18 protein-coding genes are annotated in these 20,362 nt (G+C 48.0%); 1 reads left to right on the top strand and 17 read right to left on the bottom strand.

The features are described 5' to 3' along the window. Window positions 1–35: 35 nt before the first annotated feature. Window positions 36–899, bottom strand: coding sequence for a class B sortase (srtB, locus tag ACCC71_RS03385; protein WP_434311028.1), 864 nt, complete (start codon window positions 897–899; stop codon window positions 36–38). Window positions 900–1,192: 293 nt separating this feature from the next. Here srtB and ACCC71_RS03380 point away from each other — a divergent pair, with 293 nt between their 5' ends. Continuing rightward, window positions 1,193–1,504 (top strand): MGMT family protein, encoded by a 312-nt coding sequence (locus ACCC71_RS03380; protein ID WP_434311027.1) that lies wholly within the window; start codon window positions 1,193–1,195, stop codon window positions 1,502–1,504. Window positions 1,505–1,651: 147 nt separating this feature from the next. On the opposite strand, the gene ACCC71_RS03375 is transcribed toward ACCC71_RS03380, so the two are convergent. The 16 genes from ACCC71_RS03375 to ACCC71_RS03300 form a co-directional block, all read right to left on the bottom strand. Further along, entirely contained in the window at window positions 1,652–2,527 is an 876-nt protein-coding gene (locus ACCC71_RS03375; protein WP_434311026.1) for a PD-(D/E)XK nuclease family transposase, read from the bottom strand. 225 nt (window positions 2,528–2,752) lie between these two features. Further along, window positions 2,753–3,430 carry a hypothetical protein gene (locus ACCC71_RS03370; protein ID WP_434311025.1) on the bottom strand — a complete coding sequence of 226 codons (678 nt, stop codon included), beginning with the start codon at window positions 3,428–3,430 and terminating at the stop codon, window positions 2,753–2,755. Between the two features lie 245 nt (window positions 3,431–3,675). After that, a complete protein-coding gene (locus ACCC71_RS03365) occupies window positions 3,676–4,563 on the bottom strand; it encodes a PD-(D/E)XK nuclease family transposase (RefSeq protein WP_434311024.1) in 888 nt (295 codons plus the stop codon). A 195-nt stretch (window positions 4,564–4,758) separates the two neighbouring features. Further along, window positions 4,759–6,285 (bottom strand): serine hydrolase domain-containing protein, encoded by a 1,527-nt coding sequence (locus tag ACCC71_RS03360; protein ID WP_434311023.1) that lies wholly within the window; start codon window positions 6,283–6,285, stop codon window positions 4,759–4,761. Between the two features lie 7 nt (window positions 6,286–6,292). Beyond that, window positions 6,293–7,273, bottom strand: coding sequence for an ABC transporter permease (locus tag ACCC71_RS03355; protein WP_434311022.1), 981 nt, complete (start codon window positions 7,271–7,273; stop codon window positions 6,293–6,295). Further along, a complete protein-coding gene (locus ACCC71_RS03350) occupies window positions 7,270–8,772 on the bottom strand; it encodes a sugar ABC transporter ATP-binding protein (RefSeq protein ID WP_434311021.1) in 1,503 nt (500 codons plus the stop codon). Before ACCC71_RS03350 ends, ACCC71_RS03355 begins: the two co-directional genes overlap by 4 nt. A gap of 86 nt (window positions 8,773–8,858) precedes the next feature. Continuing rightward, complete coding sequence (locus ACCC71_RS03345) at window positions 8,859–10,016, bottom strand: sugar ABC transporter substrate-binding protein (RefSeq protein WP_434311020.1); 1,158 nt, start codon at window positions 10,014–10,016, stop codon at window positions 8,859–8,861. Between the two features lie 87 nt (window positions 10,017–10,103). Beyond that, window positions 10,104–11,501: an ATP-binding cassette domain-containing protein gene (locus tag ACCC71_RS03340; RefSeq protein ID WP_434311019.1), complete on the bottom strand. Its 1,398-nt coding sequence runs from the start codon at window positions 11,499–11,501 to the stop codon at window positions 10,104–10,106. Further along, window positions 11,422–12,366 (bottom strand): sensor histidine kinase, encoded by a 945-nt coding sequence (locus ACCC71_RS03335; RefSeq protein ID WP_434311799.1) that lies wholly within the window; start codon window positions 12,364–12,366, stop codon window positions 11,422–11,424. The genes ACCC71_RS03340 and ACCC71_RS03335 overlap by 80 nt, the downstream gene beginning before the upstream one ends. A gap of 263 nt (window positions 12,367–12,629) precedes the next feature. Beyond that, window positions 12,630–14,228, bottom strand: a complete 1,599-nt coding sequence (locus ACCC71_RS03330; RefSeq protein WP_434311018.1) for a response regulator — start codon at window positions 14,226–14,228, stop codon at window positions 12,630–12,632. A gap of 317 nt (window positions 14,229–14,545) precedes the next feature. Then, entirely contained in the window at window positions 14,546–15,247 is a 702-nt protein-coding gene (locus ACCC71_RS03325) for a V-type ATP synthase subunit D (RefSeq protein ID WP_434311017.1), read from the bottom strand. 18 nt (window positions 15,248–15,265) lie between these two features. After that, window positions 15,266–16,654 carry a V-type ATP synthase subunit B gene (locus ACCC71_RS03320; protein WP_434311016.1) on the bottom strand — a complete coding sequence of 463 codons (1,389 nt, stop codon included), beginning with the start codon at window positions 16,652–16,654 and terminating at the stop codon, window positions 15,266–15,268. Continuing rightward, window positions 16,651–18,426, bottom strand: a complete 1,776-nt coding sequence (locus ACCC71_RS03315) for a V-type ATP synthase subunit A (protein ID WP_434311015.1) — start codon at window positions 18,424–18,426, stop codon at window positions 16,651–16,653. Before ACCC71_RS03315 ends, ACCC71_RS03320 begins: the two co-directional genes overlap by 4 nt. Further along, window positions 18,423–18,749, bottom strand: a complete 327-nt coding sequence (locus tag ACCC71_RS03310) for a V-type ATP synthase subunit F (RefSeq protein ID WP_434311014.1) — start codon at window positions 18,747–18,749, stop codon at window positions 18,423–18,425. The genes ACCC71_RS03315 and ACCC71_RS03310 overlap by 4 nt, the downstream gene beginning before the upstream one ends. Further along, a complete protein-coding gene (locus ACCC71_RS03305; RefSeq protein ID WP_434311013.1) occupies window positions 18,742–19,737 on the bottom strand; it encodes a V-type ATP synthase subunit C in 996 nt (331 codons plus the stop codon). The genes ACCC71_RS03310 and ACCC71_RS03305 overlap by 8 nt, the downstream gene beginning before the upstream one ends. 36 nt (window positions 19,738–19,773) lie before the next feature. Continuing rightward, complete coding sequence (locus tag ACCC71_RS03300; RefSeq protein ID WP_434311012.1) at window positions 19,774–20,343, bottom strand: V-type ATP synthase subunit E; 570 nt, start codon at window positions 20,341–20,343, stop codon at window positions 19,774–19,776. Between the last annotated feature and the right edge of the window lie 19 nt (window positions 20,344–20,362).

The following is a 20,362-nucleotide window of genomic DNA, read 5'->3' as shown; positions in this document are numbered from 1 at the left end:
CTTGGTATTTTTCTAAAAGTTTATACCCATTCTCACTATTGTGTGATTTCCACCAACTTTCCGCACACAATATACCGCGCCGTCTCAAAGTCATAGGCGCAGGTGTAAAGCGTGACCATCCGGTCCTCCGACGTCATCGTCACCGGACTGGTAAAGGTGGATTCGGAGCGCAGAGAATCGATATAGTTCTGGTATTCTTGCTTATCGGCGAAATTAAGAGGAATGCCGCCCGATCCGTCCACGAGACATCCGGCGAACAGTTCGATCCGGTAGGTCTTGTCCGGAAGATAGAGCATAAAGTAGGGATGGCTTTTATAATAGTCCGGTTCTTTATAGTTATCCAAGGTTTGGAACATCGTCCCCACCTTGATATGGTGTCCATAGATCACGGTATTTTGATCCGTAAAATCCGCTGCATTCTCACAGTCCACAAACAGAGTGCCAAACCGATGGTATGTGCCGTCCAACAAATGTTTCAAATAATAGGTATTGTCGTCTCCCTGAACCACTGGATAATTGATAATAGTGCCCTCGCATTCCAGCCAGCCGATCACGTCTTTGTTAATGTTCCAAAGAGTATCAAAATTTACCTTCCGTAAGGTGACGGTCTCCTCCACTCCATTTACATTTACAACTGCTGTTTCGGTCTCCTCCGATACAGCCCCTGAAGCCACTTCTTCATAGACGCTTTCGCCTTTTTTATCCTCCAGCAGCTGACTGATAATCTGATAACCGCTGTAAGCCATGACCCCCAGCAAAATCACGATCATTATGTTCAAAATCCAGTTGCTTTTTTTCTTTTTTCTGTTCTTTCTATTCCCTCTGTCATTTGCTTTCCCGCTGTGCTGTCCTCTGCTGCTGCCTCTGCTTCCATCTGGTCTCGTTTGTTCTTTTTCCATAAAATATTGTTCTCCTTTTTCGGATAGTTCCATCTTATCCTTTCCTCTCCCTATCGTCAATACCAATCTAAAATCTCTGACAAATACTTTCTAAAATCAGGAAAAAGTGCTTTTTTTCTCTCATTTACTTTTTCTATGTAAAATAAGAGGATGTTGGGGGCAGATATCAAAATGCCTGGGTATAAAAATGTATCGGGATCTTTGTCATCCAGCCCCCGATAGGCAAGGACAGTGACTTTCCCTTCTATTTGTGCTATTCTTAATAGGAAGAAAAACGGCAGGAGGGAAAACCGATGGATACAAAACCAATGGGGCGTATGGAATTTTTTTCCGAGGTTTACGAGATTGTAGCCGCTATTCCAAAAGGCAAGGTTGCAACCTATGGACAGATCGCCTGGATGCTGGGCATGCCGAATCGCTCCCGTATGGTGGGCCAGGCCATGCACTATGCGCCGGAAGGGCTGCCTTGCCACCGAGTAGTAAACAGTATAGGCCGTCTGGTTCCCGGCTGGGAAGCACAGCGTCAGCTTTTGCTGCGAGAGGGCGTACCGCTTAAAGAAAATGGCTGTGTGGACTTAAAACAATGCCGTTGGAAGAGCCTTTGAAAATGATATGTGCGAACTATTTGAGTAGACTGCATATACAAACAAGGACAGAACCCGAAAAATCAGGCTCTGTCCTCAACATCTAACGACAGATATAAGAGAAGGAGAATCCATCGTCAGCTCCTCCTCCCTTTGTGAAACTATCTTTTATATTTGTCGCATCTCTTGCAGTTTTCTCACCTCGTCATGGGATAGCCCGGAAAGTTCCGCGATCTCTTCCACGGCATATTTCCCTGTCTCCAACATGCGAAGTGCAACAGTCCTTGTTCCCGTTTCTATCCCTGTTTTTATTCCCTTTTTTATCCCTGTTCTTATCCCCTGCTTTATGCCTGCTACATTCCCCTCTTTCCAGGATTCCTGTCTCATATCTTCCAATACTTTGCTCATAATGAATCTCCCCTCCTTGCTTTCTTTGAAGAATCTCACTCGCTCTGCCAGTACTTCATAATACATATCCGCTGGGTCCGTACACGCAAAGTCGTGCATCAGCTTCCCCATCGGCGTATCCCCACGATAAGCCCCGTTTACGTATAGGATGTGCGAACCATCCTCAAATCTCTTCCCCGTTTCTAAAAAGCAGCGTTCAATCGGATAGACCGGCTTCCCCTCCTTCATTACGTCATGTTCCGTAATAAAGATTACCCACGTCTCCGGCAGTTTCTCAAAGTCCTCCCCTTTTTCCAAAAGGTTTACATCCATCATACTGCTGTTGTAACGCGCCCGCTTTCTTCCTGCGCCTTTATCCGACCGCTGGATTTCCACGTTCATTTTCGCCCCAGCGCTGTCTGTGGCCAGGATATCCAGCCGTACCGAACGGTTCAGCAAGTTCTCTACAAAGACTTGCGTATGTACGTCTACCACCTGTAAGTCCGGTCTTTCCAAGACTAGACGTAACACGAATTCTACACATGTTCCGCCGTCTTCAAAACACTTTGTTAAGAACTCGTCGTCAAGCAAGCGAAATCCTCTAAGCCTCTGCAAATCCTCCTGGTGCTTTTTACCTATAGTTTCTTTAGTTTCCAATATGTCCTCCTGTTCCACAGGATTCCCCAATACCTTCCACGAAAGGTACTTTTATACTAACATGGGCCACAAAACTTTTCAAGTTCTTCAAACTATTTCTTACATTTTATTTTTTTCAGAGAGGCTCTTCATTTTCTAGATAGCGCTTTGCAATTTTCCCCAAAGCCAAAAAGAGAATAGGAGCTAGCTCTATCAGCCCTGCTCCCATTCTCTCGCTTTTCCTAATCAGTCTGCATTCATTTTTGCCTGTATCAAAATCAAATCTGCCATACTATAATTTCGATAAACGACTCCCCGCAGCGGATCACTTGAGATTTTTCCCGATATAATACTTTCTAACTCATCCTGACTTAAATCTGGATCAACTGTATATGCAAAGCAAATAGCCTGAGCCGTCAGCACATCCACATCTGCTTTTCCTTTATCCATGCATTGAAAATTCACAACTTCTATCACGCTGTCCTTCGTTGTAGTGTTGTTTGGATTGAAGGAAAGTTCGCAGTTATTTCCTAAAGATATGGTGCCGTCTGACTTCAATTTTTCCACCGATACCTTCTTTATATCACCACCCATGTCATTATCTTGAAGGCGTTTTACATACGCATTATATCGTTCCAAAAACGCTTCTACGGTTCCGTCTTCAGATTCTTTGCTCTGGCCTTGGCTTTCCACCGCCGTCTGAGCACCGGTCTCTGCAACCGTCGCTGCCTCCGTCGTTGGCGCTGCAGTTGTTGGTGCTGCCGTCGTCACTTCCACGGTCGTCTCCGGTGCCGTTGTTTTTTTCTCTTCTGTTGTTTCCGTTGGGGGCTCTATTTTACTCTCTGATGTCTCCGCAGCTCCACAACCGGTCGCTGACAAAAGAAATACCAACACAACCAGCCACACATATACTTTTTTTCTCATTTTTCATTTTCCTCTTTTCTATGTTTTTAGATAACTATATATTTACTATAATACTTTGTCCTACGCTTGTCAACAACACTATTTTACCTGCTATTTTCTATCCTTTTTATAACGGCCAATACTAAAACCGATTTGAATATCTCATCTCAAAACATGTTATTCTATAAAATTCTTTTGGCAACAATACATTCTATATGAAAAACCGGAAACCTGTTCTCAGATTCCCGGCATTTTTTAAGTATTCTTTATACACGCTGTCTACGCTGCAATTTTTTCACATCCTCAAGAGGAAGTCCAGAAAGTTCCGCGATCTCTTCCACGGCATATTTCCCTGTCTCCAACATGCGAAGTGCAACAGTCCTTGTTCCCGTTTCTATCCCTGTTTTTATTCCCTTTTTTATCCCTGTTCTTATCCCCTTTTTTATCCCCTGCTTTATGCCTGCTGCATTCCCCTCTTTCCAGGATTCCTGTCTCATATCTTCCAATACTTTGCTCATAATGAATCTCCCCTCCTTGCTTTCTTTGAAGAATCTCACTCGCTCTGCCAGTACTTCATAATACATATCCGCTGGGTCCGTACACGCAAAGTCGTGCATCAGCTTCCCCATCGGCGTATCCCCACGATAAGCCCCGTTTACGTATAGGATGTGCGAACCATCCTCAAACCGCTTCCCCGTTTCTAAAAAGCAGCGTTCAATCGGATAGACCGGCTTCCCTTCCTTCATTACGTCATGTTCCGTAATAAAGATTACCCACGTCTCCGGCAGTTTCTCAAAGTCCTCCCCTTTTTCCAAAAGGTTTACATCCATCATACTGCTGTTGTACCGTGCCCGCTTTCTTCCTGCGCCTTTATCCGACCGCTGGATTTCCACGTTCATTTTCGCCCCAGCGCTGTCTGTGGCCAGGATATCCAGCCGTACCGAACGGTTCAGCAAGTTCTCTACAAAGACTTGCGTATGTACGTCTACTACCTGTAAATCAGGCCGTTCCAGGACTAGACGTAACACGAATTCTACACATGTTCCGCCGTCTTCAAAACACTTTGTTAAGAACTCGTCGTCAAGCAAGCGAAATCCTCTAAGCCTCTGCAAATCCTCCTGGTGTTTTTTACCTATAGTTTCTTTAGTTTCCAATACGTCCTCCTGTTCCACAGGATTCCCCAATACCTTCCACGAAAGGTACTTTTATACTAACATGGGCCACAGAACTTTTCAAGTTCTTCAAACTATTTCTTACATTTTATTTTTATTCCACTATAAAAACTCCCTAAAGCAAGCACCGAGACAAAATGCTTTCTTTAGGGAGTTCATATTCGATTTACTCTATGATTAAATTTCCAGCAGCATCTTTTCCGCCTGCACTCCAGCCATCGTTAAGTTCACCGCATCGATAAAACTACAATTTCTTTGATGCCTGATATAAACGCTGTCCCCAGGAAAAGTAATCCAAAAATCATGGATATACGCGGTCTCGTCAAAGCAGAGGCGCAGATGATACCGCTCCTTCTCCCATGCCCCAGAGCAAGAGGCACGTTCAAAAAGGATACTGGTATCCGTATCTGTATCTGCCGTTTTTACACAGGTCTTGCCACTTTTCCATTCTTGAAAGCCAATCGGCAAGGTAAAGATTCCTTCTTGTGTTTCCAACGTCAATTCATCCTCCGCGCCAAAGCAAAAACGCAATGCCCGAAAACGCAGGAAATTGTCTGCCAGCACAAAGCGAATTCCATTGACTCGTTTTGCCGTCTCACATTTCACAGACGGTTCCCCTTCCGGCCATGGAATCCGAGGCAATTGCGTTTCCTTTTGCCGGTTTGTTTCCTCTGCGTCTTCCTTTGGATTACAATTGGAAGTCAGCTCTTCCCAAATAGCGTTCAAGATCTTGCCAGCGTTCTCGTCCGGTGCCCCAGCCGTCACGGCTACAATCAATTCCCTCTCTGGAAATACCGCGCAGAACTGGCCAAATGCTCCGCGCATCGCGTAAGCCCGTTCTCTCTGATCGATCCAGATCTGGTAACCATATCCTGTGGTATTCGGTTCCCCTGGCAAGCCAACAATCGGAATTTGGCTCGACGTAGCCGCACGCACCCACTCTGCATTCAGAAGCTGTTTTCCCTGCCACTGCCCTTCTTGCAGCAAAAAGATTCCAACCTTTAAAAGATCCTCGGTTTTTAACATCAACCCCCAACCGCCAACCGTTCGGCCGTCTGGTCCGGTTTCCCAAAAGTAATCCGTGATCCCCAGCGGTTGGAAAAGCTTTTCCGCCAAATAATCCGCTGTCTTCTTTCCAACTACCTTCTGAACAATCGCCGACAATAGATAGGAGCCATGGGTACAGTAGACAAACTCTGTCCCTGGCCGGTATTTCACATAGGAATGAAAAAAGTTCCGAATCCAGTCGGCAGAAAGCGTGGGCTGGTAGTCATGGTAACAGCAAGGACTCGCGTCCCGGAAATCTTCCGGGCGTTTTTCATAAAAGTCGTGAGGGTCCGCCTCAAGCCCAGTAGACATCGTTAAAAGATGCCGGATCGTCATCCGCTCCATATTTTCACAAGCCGGATAAGGAAGATATTCTGGAAAAAAGGATACCACCCGGTCATCCAAGCTCAAATATCCCTCTTGAACAGCAAAACCAACCGCTAAGCCATTAAAGGTTTTAGATACAGAGAATAAGGTGTGTTTTTTTTCTTTGGCATAGGGAGCCCACCAATGTTCCCATAAAGTCTTTCCCCGCTGCCATACCATAAGGGAATGCACCCCAACGTTCTCTTGTTCCAGCCGCTCCATCAGCAACCGGCATTGCTTCCTGGAAATTTCTCCTGATTGCGTTATCTGTGCTGCCGTCATTCTTCTCATCCGCCTCCTATAGCTTTTTATTTTGCATCCGATTTTTCAACAGCTCTGCTATAACCGCAATCAGAATAATGGTTCCTTGCACCAGTTTCGTCGCATAGGCAGAAATTCCAAGCAGCGTGATTACATTGCTGATCACCGCTACCAGCATAACGCCTACCCAGGTTCCAATCTGTGTTCCACGACCTCCGCTCATGGCTGTTCCGCCGATCACACATCCGGCAATCACGTCCAGTTCCAGACCTTCCGCCGCATTGGGATAAGCAGCTCCCGCCCGACCGGTAAGAAGCACGCCTGCAATTCCATAACAAATCCCAGCCAAAATATAGGTAAACAGAATCGTCTTCTTTGTATCAATTCCCGCCAGTTTCGCCGCCTCGCGGTTTCCGCCTACCGCGCTGACTTTGTGTCCAAAGACTGTTTTAGAGAGAACAATATGGCCGATCACATACAGAACAATGGTAAATACAATGCCGGATGGAATCACTCCGAATACCTTTGACGAGCCCCATATCGTATAGGCTTCCGGGATCGAGTGCACGGTCTGGGACTTCGAATACATCAAACATAGCCCCCGGAAAATATTCATCGTCGCCATGGTCGCGATAAACGGAACCACTCCCACATAAGCGACCAACACCCCATTCAAAACGCCCGCCGCCAGGCCAATCAAAAGGGATACCAAAAGCGCTAGATAGGGGCTTACTCCCATATTCGCACATAGATCCGCGCTGACCAGCCCACACAAACAAACAGCTGCCGCACAGGAAAGGTCAATCCCTCCGGCGATAATAATCAAAGTAGCGCCCACGCCCATGATCGCAATCGTCGTCGCCTGATTCGCCACGTTAAACAGATTTCGCATGGTCAGAAACGACGGAGAAAAAATGGCTGTCACTCCGCTGATCACAATCAGAGAAATCAGGGCCGGAAAAAATATTTTCAGAGAGTTAGGCATCGCCCACTTTTTTGCTGTCATACCTGTTTTCATACCAAATCCCCTCCTGTCGCATAGTACATAATCGATTCTTCTCCCATCTCGTCTTTCTTAAGTTCCGCCGCAATCCTTCGGTGGTTCATCACCAAAACCCGGTCCGCCAGGCCCAAAAGTTCCGGCAGCTCCGAAGTTACCAATACCACCGCATGGCCTGCTTCCGCCAGGCGGATAATTTCCCGGTAAATTTCCTGCTTCACACTAACGTCAATTCCGCGGGTTGGTTCATCCAGCAAAAAGATCCCCGGCTCCCCGTAAGTAATGCGGGCCATCAAAACCTTTTGCTGATTTCCGCCGCTTAGCTCCACCGCCATCTGTTCCATCGAGCTCATCTTAATCTGATATTTTTTCGCCGCCTGTTCCATGGCCTGCCGGGTCTTTTTTTTCTGTACGAAGCCTCTTTTTGCAAAATGCCGAAAATAGGGAAGAATAAAATTGGTATGTACCGTATCCATCAGACAAAGCATGTCATGCTTTCGGTCTTCCGATAAATACACCACCCCTTCTTTCCAGGCATCCCGCGGAGAACGAATTTTCTTCTCTTTTCCGTCGATAAAAATCTGTCCCTTTCCCCACCGGTAAACGCCGAATAAAGATTTCAAGACCTCGCTGCGGCCTGCCCCAACCACGCCGGCCAAGCCCAATATTTCCCCGTGCCGGACGGAAAAGCTAATATCTTGCACATAAGCGTTCGATAGTTCTTTGATTTCCAAAGCCGGAATATCCTCACGGATTACACCGTCTTTTTTCTTTGGGTACTGGCTGCTGACGTCCCGGTTTACCATTGCAAATACCAGTCGATCCACATCCCAATCCTTCGTATCGCGGGTTTCAATGGTCTTTCCGTCTCTTAAAACCATAATCCGGTCGGTAATTCGGAAAATTTCTTCCATATGGTGGGAAATAAATAAAATCCCGTAGCCTTCTGCTTTCAATTCTTCCATCAGTTGAAAAAGCCGCTCCGTATCGTCCGCGCTTAGAGACGACGTCGGTTCATCCATAATCAGAATCTTCGGATTCCGCACAATCGCCTTTCCGATCTCAACCATTTGCTGTTCACTGATCGAAATTTCATTTGCCAGCGTATCGGTATCCACCGCTAATCCAATTCTTTTTACCGTTTCTGCCGCCGCCTGGTGAAGAGTCTTTCCTTCAATCCAGCCGCCTGGGCCATGGGGAAGCCTTCCCAAAAACAAATTTTGCGCAATATCCAAATCCGGTACGATGCTAAGCTCCTGGTAAATCACGGAGATTCCAAGTTCCAGTCCTTTTTCTTCATTCTCAATCCGCACCGTTTGCCCTTGAACTTTGATCTCCCCTGTTGTGGGCTGGTAAACCCCGCTTAAGCATTTAATCAATGTGGATTTTCCTGCTCCATTTTCTCCACAGATGCCAAGAATCTCTCCCTCATGCAGCTCAAAAGATACATGATCCAATGCCAGCACGCCCGGAAATTTTTTCGACAGCCCCTTCACTTCCAACAAAATATTTGCCATTCGGCCCTCCTTCCGTATCGAAGGGCGCCTCGCTGCGTCCTACTGGACATATACAGCCAAAAGCGCCCTCTTCCCGTCTTATTCCGTTAGAAATCCAGATCCGCCTTGGAAACAATATCTGCCCAGAGGAACTCCTGCGCCTCCGCAGTATCTAAATTTTCCTTTGTGATAGCCAGATGAGCTACCTCGATCAAGCGATCCTCCGTGTCCGTTTTCGGCTCCACTCCAGTTCTCAGATAATCCACCAACGCCATCGTCGCGTTATATCCCATAGCGATCGGATTCTGCGCTACCGTTGCATCCTGTCTGCCGGCACGGATATTTTCGATTCCCTGCGCTTCTCCGTCAAATCCAACAATAATGATGTGCTCCGGATCTCCCACAGGCTTCATCAAACCAGCATCATCCACAGCCTGGCAAGCGGAATTTGCCGCCGTATCTCCGGTAACAAAGATGGCATCCAGATCCTTTCCATACATGGCCAGCGCATTTTCCGATACGCGCAAATCTTCTTCCGGTTTTCCGGAAAACTCCTCAAATACAATCTCGATGTCCGGATACTTCTCCTCCATGGTTTCCCGGAAGCCCTGGCATCTGGCCACGTGGGAACTTACGGTGGCATAGCCCATCACCATAGCGACTTTTCCTTCATAGGCTCCGTTCTTTGCCTTGATCAGCTCCGCCATCGTTTCCGCATTGGTGCATCCCGCATTGTAGTTGAAGGTACAGAATCCTGCGAGAATCGCGTCGGTATTGGCATCCAAATCAATGGTAAAAATCGGCATTCCATTGTCATATGCCATATCGATTGCATTTACCGTGCCATCCGCATCCACCGGCGCAATTACCATGCCATCGAATTCAAGAGCCATCGCGTCCTCGATATTTTTCAGCTGGGTCTGTAGATCGAATGCGCCTGGATCAAAAAACTGGAATTCTGCTACGGTTTTTCCCGCCTCCGCATTGAGCTCTTCTACGGCCTTTTGAACTCCATACCCGGCTCCGGTCCAATAAACCGCGCTGGTAACTGGAATACTCATACCGATCTTTAAAACTTTCCCATCCTCCGGGGCGGCTTTCGTCTCTTCTCCTGCCGCTGTCGCTTCCGCTGAGGTGGAAGCCTCCGACTCCTGAACCGGCTTCCCGCTTTCAGAAGATGCCGCCGTCCCCTCTCCCGACTGGGAGCATCCGGCTCCTACAAACACCAGTGCCATTGCCATTAAAATTGCCAAACTTTTTTTCATGGCTGTGCCTCCTTTCCTTTGATAGAGCCAGTATACCCGGATAAACCTGCTTCCACAATGAGAGGAATTTATGAAAAAGTGGTTTTTTTAATGGTAAATACGACTACAGATTCCTTCCAAATCCAATTCATTATTGGAAAGTAAGAGAAATGCCATACCACTGGCGCATTCTTTTGCCATCCGTTGGCATAGACGGCGCCTGGAAATAAAATCAATTCCTCTCCCAAAATTGTAGATAAGTATAATTTTCGGTTTAAAAAGCAGAAGCCGCTCCAAATAAAGCGCCAACCGTTCATCCACGTCTAAATCCCAGATAGCTTCCCGGCCAGAATACTTCTCCAACCGCTCGTCTTTCACTTCTTTCTGGAACAAATACTGAACCAGCCCAGGCTTTATGATTCCCCATGGATTTTTTACACGGTCCAGCACGGTGATACAATAATTCAAGCCTATGGAAAAATTAGAAAATAGATGATACTGATCTTCGCAGCCATAGAGTATTTCTACTCCATCCTTTTTGGCATGGGCTTTCCGTTTCCAGCGCACCTGCTTTCCCTCCATCCAAATGGGAATGGAACTTTTACAATTAATTCCGGAAAGGGCCTCCGCCACCATCTGTAACTGCGCTTCATCTTCTTCCACATAGCCGACGATCTCACCGGATCTCACGCAGATCTCCATCGGAGATGTCTCTTTTCCAGGAATCTGCGCGCAAAATACGGTGTTATTGTCCTGGGTAAAATGCTGTTTGGAAGGAAATTCCCCAAAATTTTCCGCCAGGAGGCTGCCAAACCGTTTTTCAGAAACCTCTTCCCTAAAATAACTTCCGCAAGCCCTTCCATGCTGAAGCAAAAGAATCCGGTCGCAGATCTCCATCATCGGTTTTAACCTTGAATCCGCGTAAATGACTGTAATACCTCGCTCTTTTAAACGATCGATCTGCTTTCTCATTACCTCATAATCTTTTTCGTTATAATAAACGGCCACTTCATCCAATAAAATTATTTTCGCCCCATTGACTACCGCCTTAATACTCTCCAATACATGCTGCTCTCCATGGGATAATTCTTTCACCTCCGCGCATGGTTCCAGCGATACCCCCCACTCTTTTAACAGGCACTGGGCTTTCCGAACGTCCTCTTTCTCATGGGCAAAAAAACGTTTCTGTCCGCTAATCGGCTCAAACAGGAACAGGTTCTGAGCCACCGTCATCATGGGAAGAAGGCTGGATCTTTCATTCAGCAATGCGATGGGAGGACGGGAAGACTTCCAGGGTGAAAAAGGGCGCCCCTGGAAATACAATTTTCCACCATCCGCCGCATAGCCGCCGGATAACACCTGGCACAGCGTAGATTTTCCTGATCCGGATCGCCCTAAAATCCCCAAAATTTCGCCTTCATATACCTCAAAGGAGAGCTGATCCAGAATCGTGGTTTGATGATGTTGTTTGAATAGTTGGAAAACCCGTAAAATAATCTGCTTCATCTGTCCCTGTCTCCCTTGATAAGGGCTGATATTTCCTGGGCAAATTTAACTCCACCAAAGTTCCTGCTCCCAGTGCGCTGGAAATAGACAGCCCATATTCTTCCCCAAAATATAGCTTAATCCGCTGATTAATATTAATCAAAGCAATATGCGTGCTCTCTTCTTTTCTGGCTTCCGGCGCAGGCGCTTTATAGGCTAGACCCAGAGAAAACACTCGATTGAGCTCTGTCACCTGATCCGCTGGAATCCCTACTCCATCGTCTAACACTCGAATGATCAACCGATCCCAAGCTGCAAAAATCCGAATACTAACCGTCCCTTTCCCCAATTTTCTTTCCAGCCCATGGTGAACGGCGTTTTCGATAATAGGCTGTACGGAAAGGCGCGGAATCTGACATTTCATCAGTTCGTCTTCCTTCGGATCATATAAAAGTTTCAAGGAAAAACGGTCGTTGTATCGGTAATGCTGGATCAGAAAATAGTTGTTAATACTATCCATCTCTTCTTCCACGGTACAAACATCATCTGCTTTTCCCACGCTGTAGCGGAACATCGTAGAAAGTGCCTCCGCCATCTCGGCCACTTGGTTGGCTCCCGCCGTGTAAGCGTAGCTCCGCATCACTTCCAAAGCATTATACAGAAAATGAGGATTGATCTGGCTCTGAAGCGCATTGATCTGGGCCTGTACCCGGAATAGTTTTAAATTCCGTTCCTTGTCAAAAGATTCTTCCAGCATTTTCTGCATTTCCTGCAAAAGTTCCTCTAAATGCTGTTCGCCTATCCCATATAAAAGATTTCCCAAAGCGCTGCGATCCCTATCCCATCGCTCGCCTAGACCGCGGAAAGCAGGAAGAGCCAGCAGCATATCCACACATTTCCCTCCTTTGTATAGAAAGGGGTCCAATATCAGGCGAAAAAAAAGTTCCGACACGGTTAGGCCGACAGCTGCAGCCGCAATCAGAATCACTGCCATTTTGTTATTTCTATGGATTTGAAACCCACCCATAAGCAGAAAAAAGCAACAAATAAGCTTGACATTGGAAAAAAGCCGAGCTCCCATACAAAAATTTTTCGTTGTCATCATTTCTTTCATTTTTTGAATCCAACGTTCTTTCAACTTTCCTCCCCTCAGGAATACAGACGCCGATATTCCTTTGGCCGTATCCCTACCCTTTTTGTAAATAATTTGCTAAAATATTTCGCATCCGTATAACCGATCTGATTTGCTATATGCTCCACTCCCAGGCGGGTTGTGCAGAGCAGTTCTTTCGCAGCCTCCATGCGAAGATCCGTCAAATATTCATTATAATTTTTTCCTGTTTCCTGTTTAAACAGCAAACTCAGATAGGTTGGCGCAAGCATTACATGCCTCGCCACATCTTCTAGAGAAATCCCTTTTGCATAATTTTTCTGTAGGTATTCTTTTGCCTCCCGAACAGTTTTGATTTCCCGCCGCTCCCGATTCTCACGAATCGAATGTATCATCCCGACAAGGTTCTTTTCAATCACTGCCGTCAATTCTTCCAGGCTCCCGGATTCGGATAGTTCCGCGCCAAACTTCTCGTAAGAAAAAGGAAGCTCCCTTTTTTCCTCGTCCGACCACTCTTCCCATAAAGGACGCATTTTTCTTTCCGCATCCTGTATAATCTCTAAGGCAAGTCCATATGCCTCCGGCTGTCGGGAGGGCGGCCATGCCTCCCGGTGCAACGTTCGAAAAATCCAATCTGGGATTCCTCCCTCATTTAAGGCATCCAGACACAAAAAAAGTTCGGTTCGGCTTTCTGGACTCAAAGAAATCCTCTCCGCTTTGTTTTCTGGAACCCAGAAAATCACTGTACCCTGCCCTGTTCTTCTAACACAAACCTGTTTCCAAATCTGATCCATCGCATTTCCCAGTTCCGCCAGACTTATCATCGGAGGGCTAATCACAAAGGTCCACCCCTCTTGACGTTTGCTATGGATATCATCGGATATCTCTTTTACAATACTTTTCCATTCTTCTTGCTCCATTTTTCTTTGGGTTTTCCCTAGCCAGATAACGCCGCCTTTCCAAGTAAAAAACGTGGTGTCTATCCCGGCATCTTCACACGTTTCTCCGATATGCCGCCGTATCTGGTCCAAAGTTTCTCCATCATCCTGGCCCAAAAGTCCCTTCCAAATCCCGCAAAACAAATCCGAATAGCCACCGGCAAAAAAATCTTCTCCATGAATATTTTTCAATATCGTTTCCCAGTTCCCGCCCGGCGTTTCCAACCAGCGATAAATCTCCCGTTCCCAACGTCTCAAAAGCGTATTTTCCTGATGCGCGAGGCGTTCTATCTGTTTTTCCTGTTCTCTTCTTTCCCTCGATAAACGCTCTTGAATTCGTTCCAATAAATGGTTCAATTCTGCTTTTTTGATCGGTTTCAAAAGGTAATCTTCCACCTTATATTCAATGGCCTTTTTCGCATATTCAAATTTACTGTAACCGCTTACAATCAAAAAGGCCGGAAAAATCCCTTCTGCCTGGGCGCTTCGAATCAGTTCTAAACCATCCATCCCCGGCATTTGAATATCCGTAATGACAATATCTGGCTGTTTTTCTCTGATTTTGGCAAGAGCCTCTATTCCATCGTAAGCCTCTCCAGCAAAATCTATCTCTAATGTTTCCCACTGGATGAGAGAAGCAATCAAAGAGCAAATTGCCGGTTCATCATCTAAAATCATCAAAGAAAACCTTTTCTGCATCCCATGTCTCCTTTCCCTCCGCAAATCTTCTGTATTTTTTCATTTTTAATTTATATTATCAAATTTATTTTTCTTTTTCACTATACCACAACATTCCCCAGAGAACAAGAAGCGTGAGAGAAAATAAAAAAGCCAGAAACCACTCCTCGATTCCTGGTTTTTCAAACATTCTTTATACATTCTGCCTATGCTGCAATTTTTTTATATCCTCAAGAGACAATCCGGAAAGCTCCGCAATCTCTTCCACTGCATATTTCCCCATTTTTAAAAAGCAGCCGGCCCTAAGGGCCGACTGCCACACATTTTTTAATACAATTTTACGGCTGTCTGCTCGCAGCAAACTCCGCAAACGCCTCTTGATCCTGCTCCCGGCGCTCCTCGATGGCTTCTTTCACCATCATATCTTTCACCTTCATCAGGCGGGTCTGGTTGCCTCTTTCATCCTCATCCAGCTTCATCGTGATATAACGGATGGTTTCCTGGTATTGAGGAATCTTCACATATTCCAGCGCATTTACCCGGCGACGGGTCTTTTCGATCTCATCGGAAAGCATGCTGGCCTCTTTTTCCATGGCGGCCAATTTCAGCATCACCGGAAATACCTCCGACAGCTTTTCGATGGCGGTATCCAATTCCCCAGAGGTATTGGCAAAGCCGTAAGGAAAGATATTGGCTGCTTCCGTGGAAGTGGTCTCAAAGTCAAACACCGGAACATCTACGCTCATGATGTTTTTGCTTCCAATATTCAACTGGACGCCCTGCTTCGGGTACATCAAAGCTTCCTCCATCATGCTCGGCGTCATCACGGCGCTGGCAATGGAGAAACTGGCGTACACCTCCATCAGTTCCTTTTCCACCTCTTCCCGCAAACGCTTATTCTCGCGGGCCAAATCCAGGAAGCGCTTCATCAGCTCATCCCGCTTATCCTTCATCAGCTTATGACCGCGGACTGCAACCTTCAACTGCTTTTTCAGATTGGAGAGCACCATTCGTGTTGGATTTACATTTAATCGTGCCATGTCGTCACCTCTCTGAATTTAGTTTTCGGTCTCCTGATTCTGGTCGTAATATTTCTCCAGGAAGGAATCACGGATACGCTTCAGCTCGCCCTTCGGCATCTGACGCAGCAATTTCCAGCCGATCTCCAGCGTTTCCTCGATGGGACGGTTGGTCTCATAACCCTGGGACACGTATTCCCGCTCAAAATTATCGGCAAATTTCGCATACAGCTTATCCACGTCAGTCAGAGCCGCTTCGCCAAGGATCGCCATCAGCTCCTTGCACTCCTTACCACGGGCATAGGCGGCAAACAGCTGGTTCATGGTGTCGGCATGATCCTCGCGGGTCTTGCCCTTGCCGATACCCTTATCTTTCAGACGGGACAGGGACGGCAGCACGTCGATGGGAGGCATAACGCCCTTGCGGTACAGTTCACGGGACAGGATAATCTGACCCTCGGTGATGTATCCGGTCAAGTCCGGAATCGGGTGAGTCTTGTCATCCTCCGGCATGGTCAGAATCGGGATCATCGTGATGGAACCGTCGATGCCCTTCTTCTTTCCGGCGCGCTCGTACAGAGTCGCAAGGTCCGTATACAGGTAGCCAGGGTAACCACGACGGCCCGGAACTTCCTTACGGGCTGCAGAGATCTCACGAAGAGCCTCGGCATAGTTGGTGATATCCGTCAGGATAACCAGTACATGCATGTTCTTCTCGAAAGCCAGATACTCAGCGGCGGTCAGCGCCATACGAGGAGTCGCGATACGCTCAACAGCCGGGTCATTGGCCAGGTTCATAAACATAACCGTCCGGTCGATAGCGCCCGTGCGCTTAAAGTCAGAGATAAAGAAATCCGCTTCCTCGTAGGTAATACCGATAGCGGCAAATACTACGGCGAAATTACTGTCTGTGTTTAACACCTTGGCCTGACGGGCAATCTGAGCTGCCAGATCCGCGTGGGGCAGACCGGAGCCAGAGAAAATCGGCAGCTTCTGTCCACGAACCAGGGTATTCAGTCCATCGATGGCGGAAACACCGGTCTGGATAAACTCAGAGGGGTAGTCTCTGGCCGCCGGGTTCATCGGCAGACCATTGATATCCAATGTCTTTTCCGGGATAATTTCCGGACCGCCGTCGGTAGGATGGCCCATACCGTCGAATACACGTCCCAGCATATCGCCGGAAACCGCCAACTCGATGCCGTGGCCCAGGAAGCGAACTTTACTCTCATTCAAGTTCAGTCCAGCAGAGCTCTCGAACAGCTGAACCATGGCGTTGGAACCATTGATTTCCAGTACGCGGCAATTTCGAATATCGCCGTTGGGCAGTTCGATCTCGCCCAACTCGTCATAACCGACGCCTTCCACACCTTTTACCAGCATCAGAGGGCCGGCAACTTCGGTGATTGTCTTATATTCTCTAATCATTCTGCTTCCGCCTCCTTACCGATAATCGCGTGTACTTCCTCCTCCAAGGTGGCTTTCACCTTCTCGAATTCTGCTTCAACCTGCGCCTCTTCCACATATTTGAAACGACCGATTTCCTCGCGGACCGGCATCGCAGAAAGCTTCTGGAAATCCGCGCCCTGTCCCAGAGCAGCCAGAGACTCCTGGTGGAACAAAAGGATCAGCTTCAGCATGCGATACTGCTTATTCATCGAAGCATAGGTGTCAATCTCATGGAAAGCATTCTGATGCAGATAGTCCTCACGGATCATCTTACAGGTTTCCAGTTTCAGGCGGTCCGTAGCGGACAGGCCGTCCACACCAACCAACTGAACGATTTCATTTAACTCCGCCTCTTCCTGCAGCAGATGAAGAGCGCTTCCGCGCAGCTGCGGGAACTCTTTATTTACATTTTCCGCAAACCACTTATCCAGACGGCTGGCATACAGGGAGTAGCTGTTTAACCAGTTAATCGCCGGGAAGTGACGCTTATAAGCCAGATCCGAATCCAGGCTCCAGAATACTTTTACGATACGCAGGGTAGCCTGGGATACCGGCTCGGAGATATCGCCGCCAGGCGGGGATACGGCTCCGATCGCGGACAAAGCGCCCTCGCGGCCTTCCGAACCAAGGCTGATGACTCTTCCAGCGCGCTCATAGAACTGCGCCAGACGGGAACCAAGGTACGCCGGATAACCTTCCTCACCAGGCATTTCCTCCAAACGCCCGGACATCTCACGGAGCGCCTCCGCCCAACGGGAGGTGGAGTCAGCCATCAGGGCTACGGAATAACCCATGTCACGGAAATATTCTGCAATGGTGATACCGGTATAGATGGAAGCCTCACGGGCTGCCACCGGCATATCCGAAGTATTTGCAATCAATACGGTACGTTTCATCAAGCTCTGACCAGTCTTCGGGTCCTTCAATTCCGGGAACTCCATCAAAACGTCGGTCATCTCATTTCCACGCTCTCCGCATCCAATATAAACAACGATATCCGCATCCGCCCACTTTGCCAGCTGATGCTGTACAACCGTCTTACCGGAACCGAAAGGACCAGGTACAGCAGCCACACCGCCCTTTGCAATCGGGAACATGGTGTCGATTACGCGCTGTCCGGTGATGAGCGGCATATCCGGAACCAGTTTAGTCTGATAGGGACGGCCCACACGAACCGGCCATTTCTGCATCAGGGTCAGCTCTACGTCTTCCCCTTCCGGCGTTGTCACCACGCAAACGGTCTCTTCCACGGTGAAGGAACCGCCGGTAATGCTCTTCACTTTACCTTTTACTCGGTTCGGAACCATGATCTTCTGGACCACAACCACAGTCTCCTGAACCGTACCGATGATATCGCCGGCCTGAACTTCATCTCCTACCTTTACAGTCGGAACAAACTCCCACTTTTTCTCACGGTTTAACGCCGGAATGGAGATACCACGGCTGATGTTGGTACCGGACAACTTCACCATGCCCTCCAAGGGACGCTGGATTCCGTCGTAGATGGTCTCAATCAGGCCAGGCCCCAATTCTACGGACAACGGAGCGCCGGTGGAGCTGACCGGTGCGCCAGGCTTCAAGCCTGCCGTCTCCTCATATACCTGAATCGACGCCATGCCATCCCGCATCTCGATGATCTCGCCGATCAGGTTCTGGTCGCCTACGCGAACCACGTCGAACATATCCGCTTCCTGCATGCCTTCCGCTACAACCAGAGGACCGGATACCTTTACGATCTTTCCTTGACTCATGTATTGTCACCTCCGAATAGGATATCAGCACCGACAGCCCGCTCCACGGACTTTTTCACATTTGCAATACCGATGCCGAAACTTCCGTCTACTCCGGGAATCGGAATGATAGCCGGAACTCTCATATCAAAATACTTGGCGATGTCTTCTCCCATATCCTTGTAAAACCGCTCGGTGATATAGATGATACCGTAGCCCTCCTCTGCAATCTTGTGCAGAGTGTGGGCCGCGTCTTCCACCACCTGGCAGGCGAACACGTCCAGGCCAAAGGCCTTGAACCCCAGGACACTCTGGGCATCGCCGATCACGCCAATCTTACCCATAAGTCTCCCTCAATCTTTCCCGGATCAAAGCCGGCTCTAAGCCAGCGGCCTTTCCGGCCAAAATGATCCGCACGCTCTTGATCTCCATCTGCTTTGCCACCGAATAAGCAATCAGCGGCTCTAAGCCAAACGAAACGTATTTCGCCTTCTTGGCATATTGAATCAGCGCATCGTCACAAAGTTTTTCCAGCGCCGTAAAGCTGCCGGTCTCCTTCATGGAGGCGCCGCCTTCTTCCGCGGCCCCTACCAACGCATAGGGTACCAAACGCGCCGCAAACTGATGGAACGGCTCGTCGTAACCTGCCACAAAAACTTTTTCGTCAATATTGCCGCCCGGCAAAAATACACTTCCGAAGAAACTCCAAGGCTGCCCCATCTTCTGACAGCGCACAAAAGTTTTCAGGTTGATCGTATCGATCAGAAGACGGACATAGCCGACCACAAACGAGTTTCCGGTTTCTTTTGCCGCCTCCAACACATCCGCATAGCACTCTCTGTCGCAGATCAGATCCACACACTGAGGATCTCTGGTTCTGGCATGGGTGTCCACAGACTCTTCAATAGCCGTCTTCATATGGCTGGTCATCGGAATATAATTCCGTTCTTTGATCAAAACCGCCATAACGGAAGGATCAATGGTTCCGCCGTCCATTAGGATTGGCTTTCCATCCACGCCTAAAAACTCCGCCTTCAACAACGTTTTGATATTGTGATAGTCAAAGGGATAGGAAAAAATACGAAACTCTTTTTCTTCCGGCGCAATCGAAGTCAAAAAACGGTACAGCTTCGCGGTTTCCTGAACCAGCGTGCGCTCATAGGCCGCCGGCAAAATGGTCTCGCCTTCCGTTCCATATTGCGCTTCCTGCAAGACTTTCAAAGCGTCTTCCATGGTTTTCGCTTCCACCATAATAGAAAGCCGCTCTCGGTTTAAGAGATTTCTCTCCGCGCTCCGAACCTGGGCACAGGCAAACGTATAATCTGCTCCCATAGGGATTCCTCCTTTCTTTCTTTTTTTGACAATCCCTTATGAGAACAGAACAGCCGCGATCTCAGCGGTAATCTGTTTTTTCTGGGTTTCCATCAACTTTTCCAGAGATGCGTTTAATGCTACGCTTCCCTGCCGCAGGATAAAACCGCCCTGAATGGAAACCGTCTCCTCGGAGACAGACAAGGGGCTTTCCTTCAATGCTTCCGTAAGCGCCTCGCCGTAGGCTTTTTTATCCTTTTCATTTAAGAGAATCTCACCGGGCTGCGCCTGATACGGCGTCAGCAATTCCATCAAAAATGCCTGATACTCTTTTTCCGGCATTCCCGCTAAAAGCTTTGCCGCCTCTTCAAAACTGCGGTCAATCATTTCCTGCTTTGCCGAAAGACGCATCTTGCGCGCCTCCAGTTCCGCCACAGAATTTCTCCGCTCGCCCAGGACCTTCGCATCCTCTTCTGCCTTAACAGCCATTTCTTTCTTCGCCGCCTCGGCTTCCTCTGCCGCACCGGCAAGCAAAGCGTCGCGCTCGCTTTCCGTCTGCTTCATCCATTGCTCCGCCTCGTCTTTTGCCTCCTGCAAAATCCGGGCCGTAATACTTTCAATGCTCATAGGTCACCAATTCCTTTCC

The sequence above is a fragment of the Hominifimenecus sp. rT4P-3 genome (assembly GCF_051055405.1).
Lineage (GTDB): Bacteria > Bacillota > Clostridia > Lachnospirales > Lachnospiraceae > Pseudolachnospira.
This window is presented reverse-complemented; position numbering and strand designations above follow the sequence as displayed.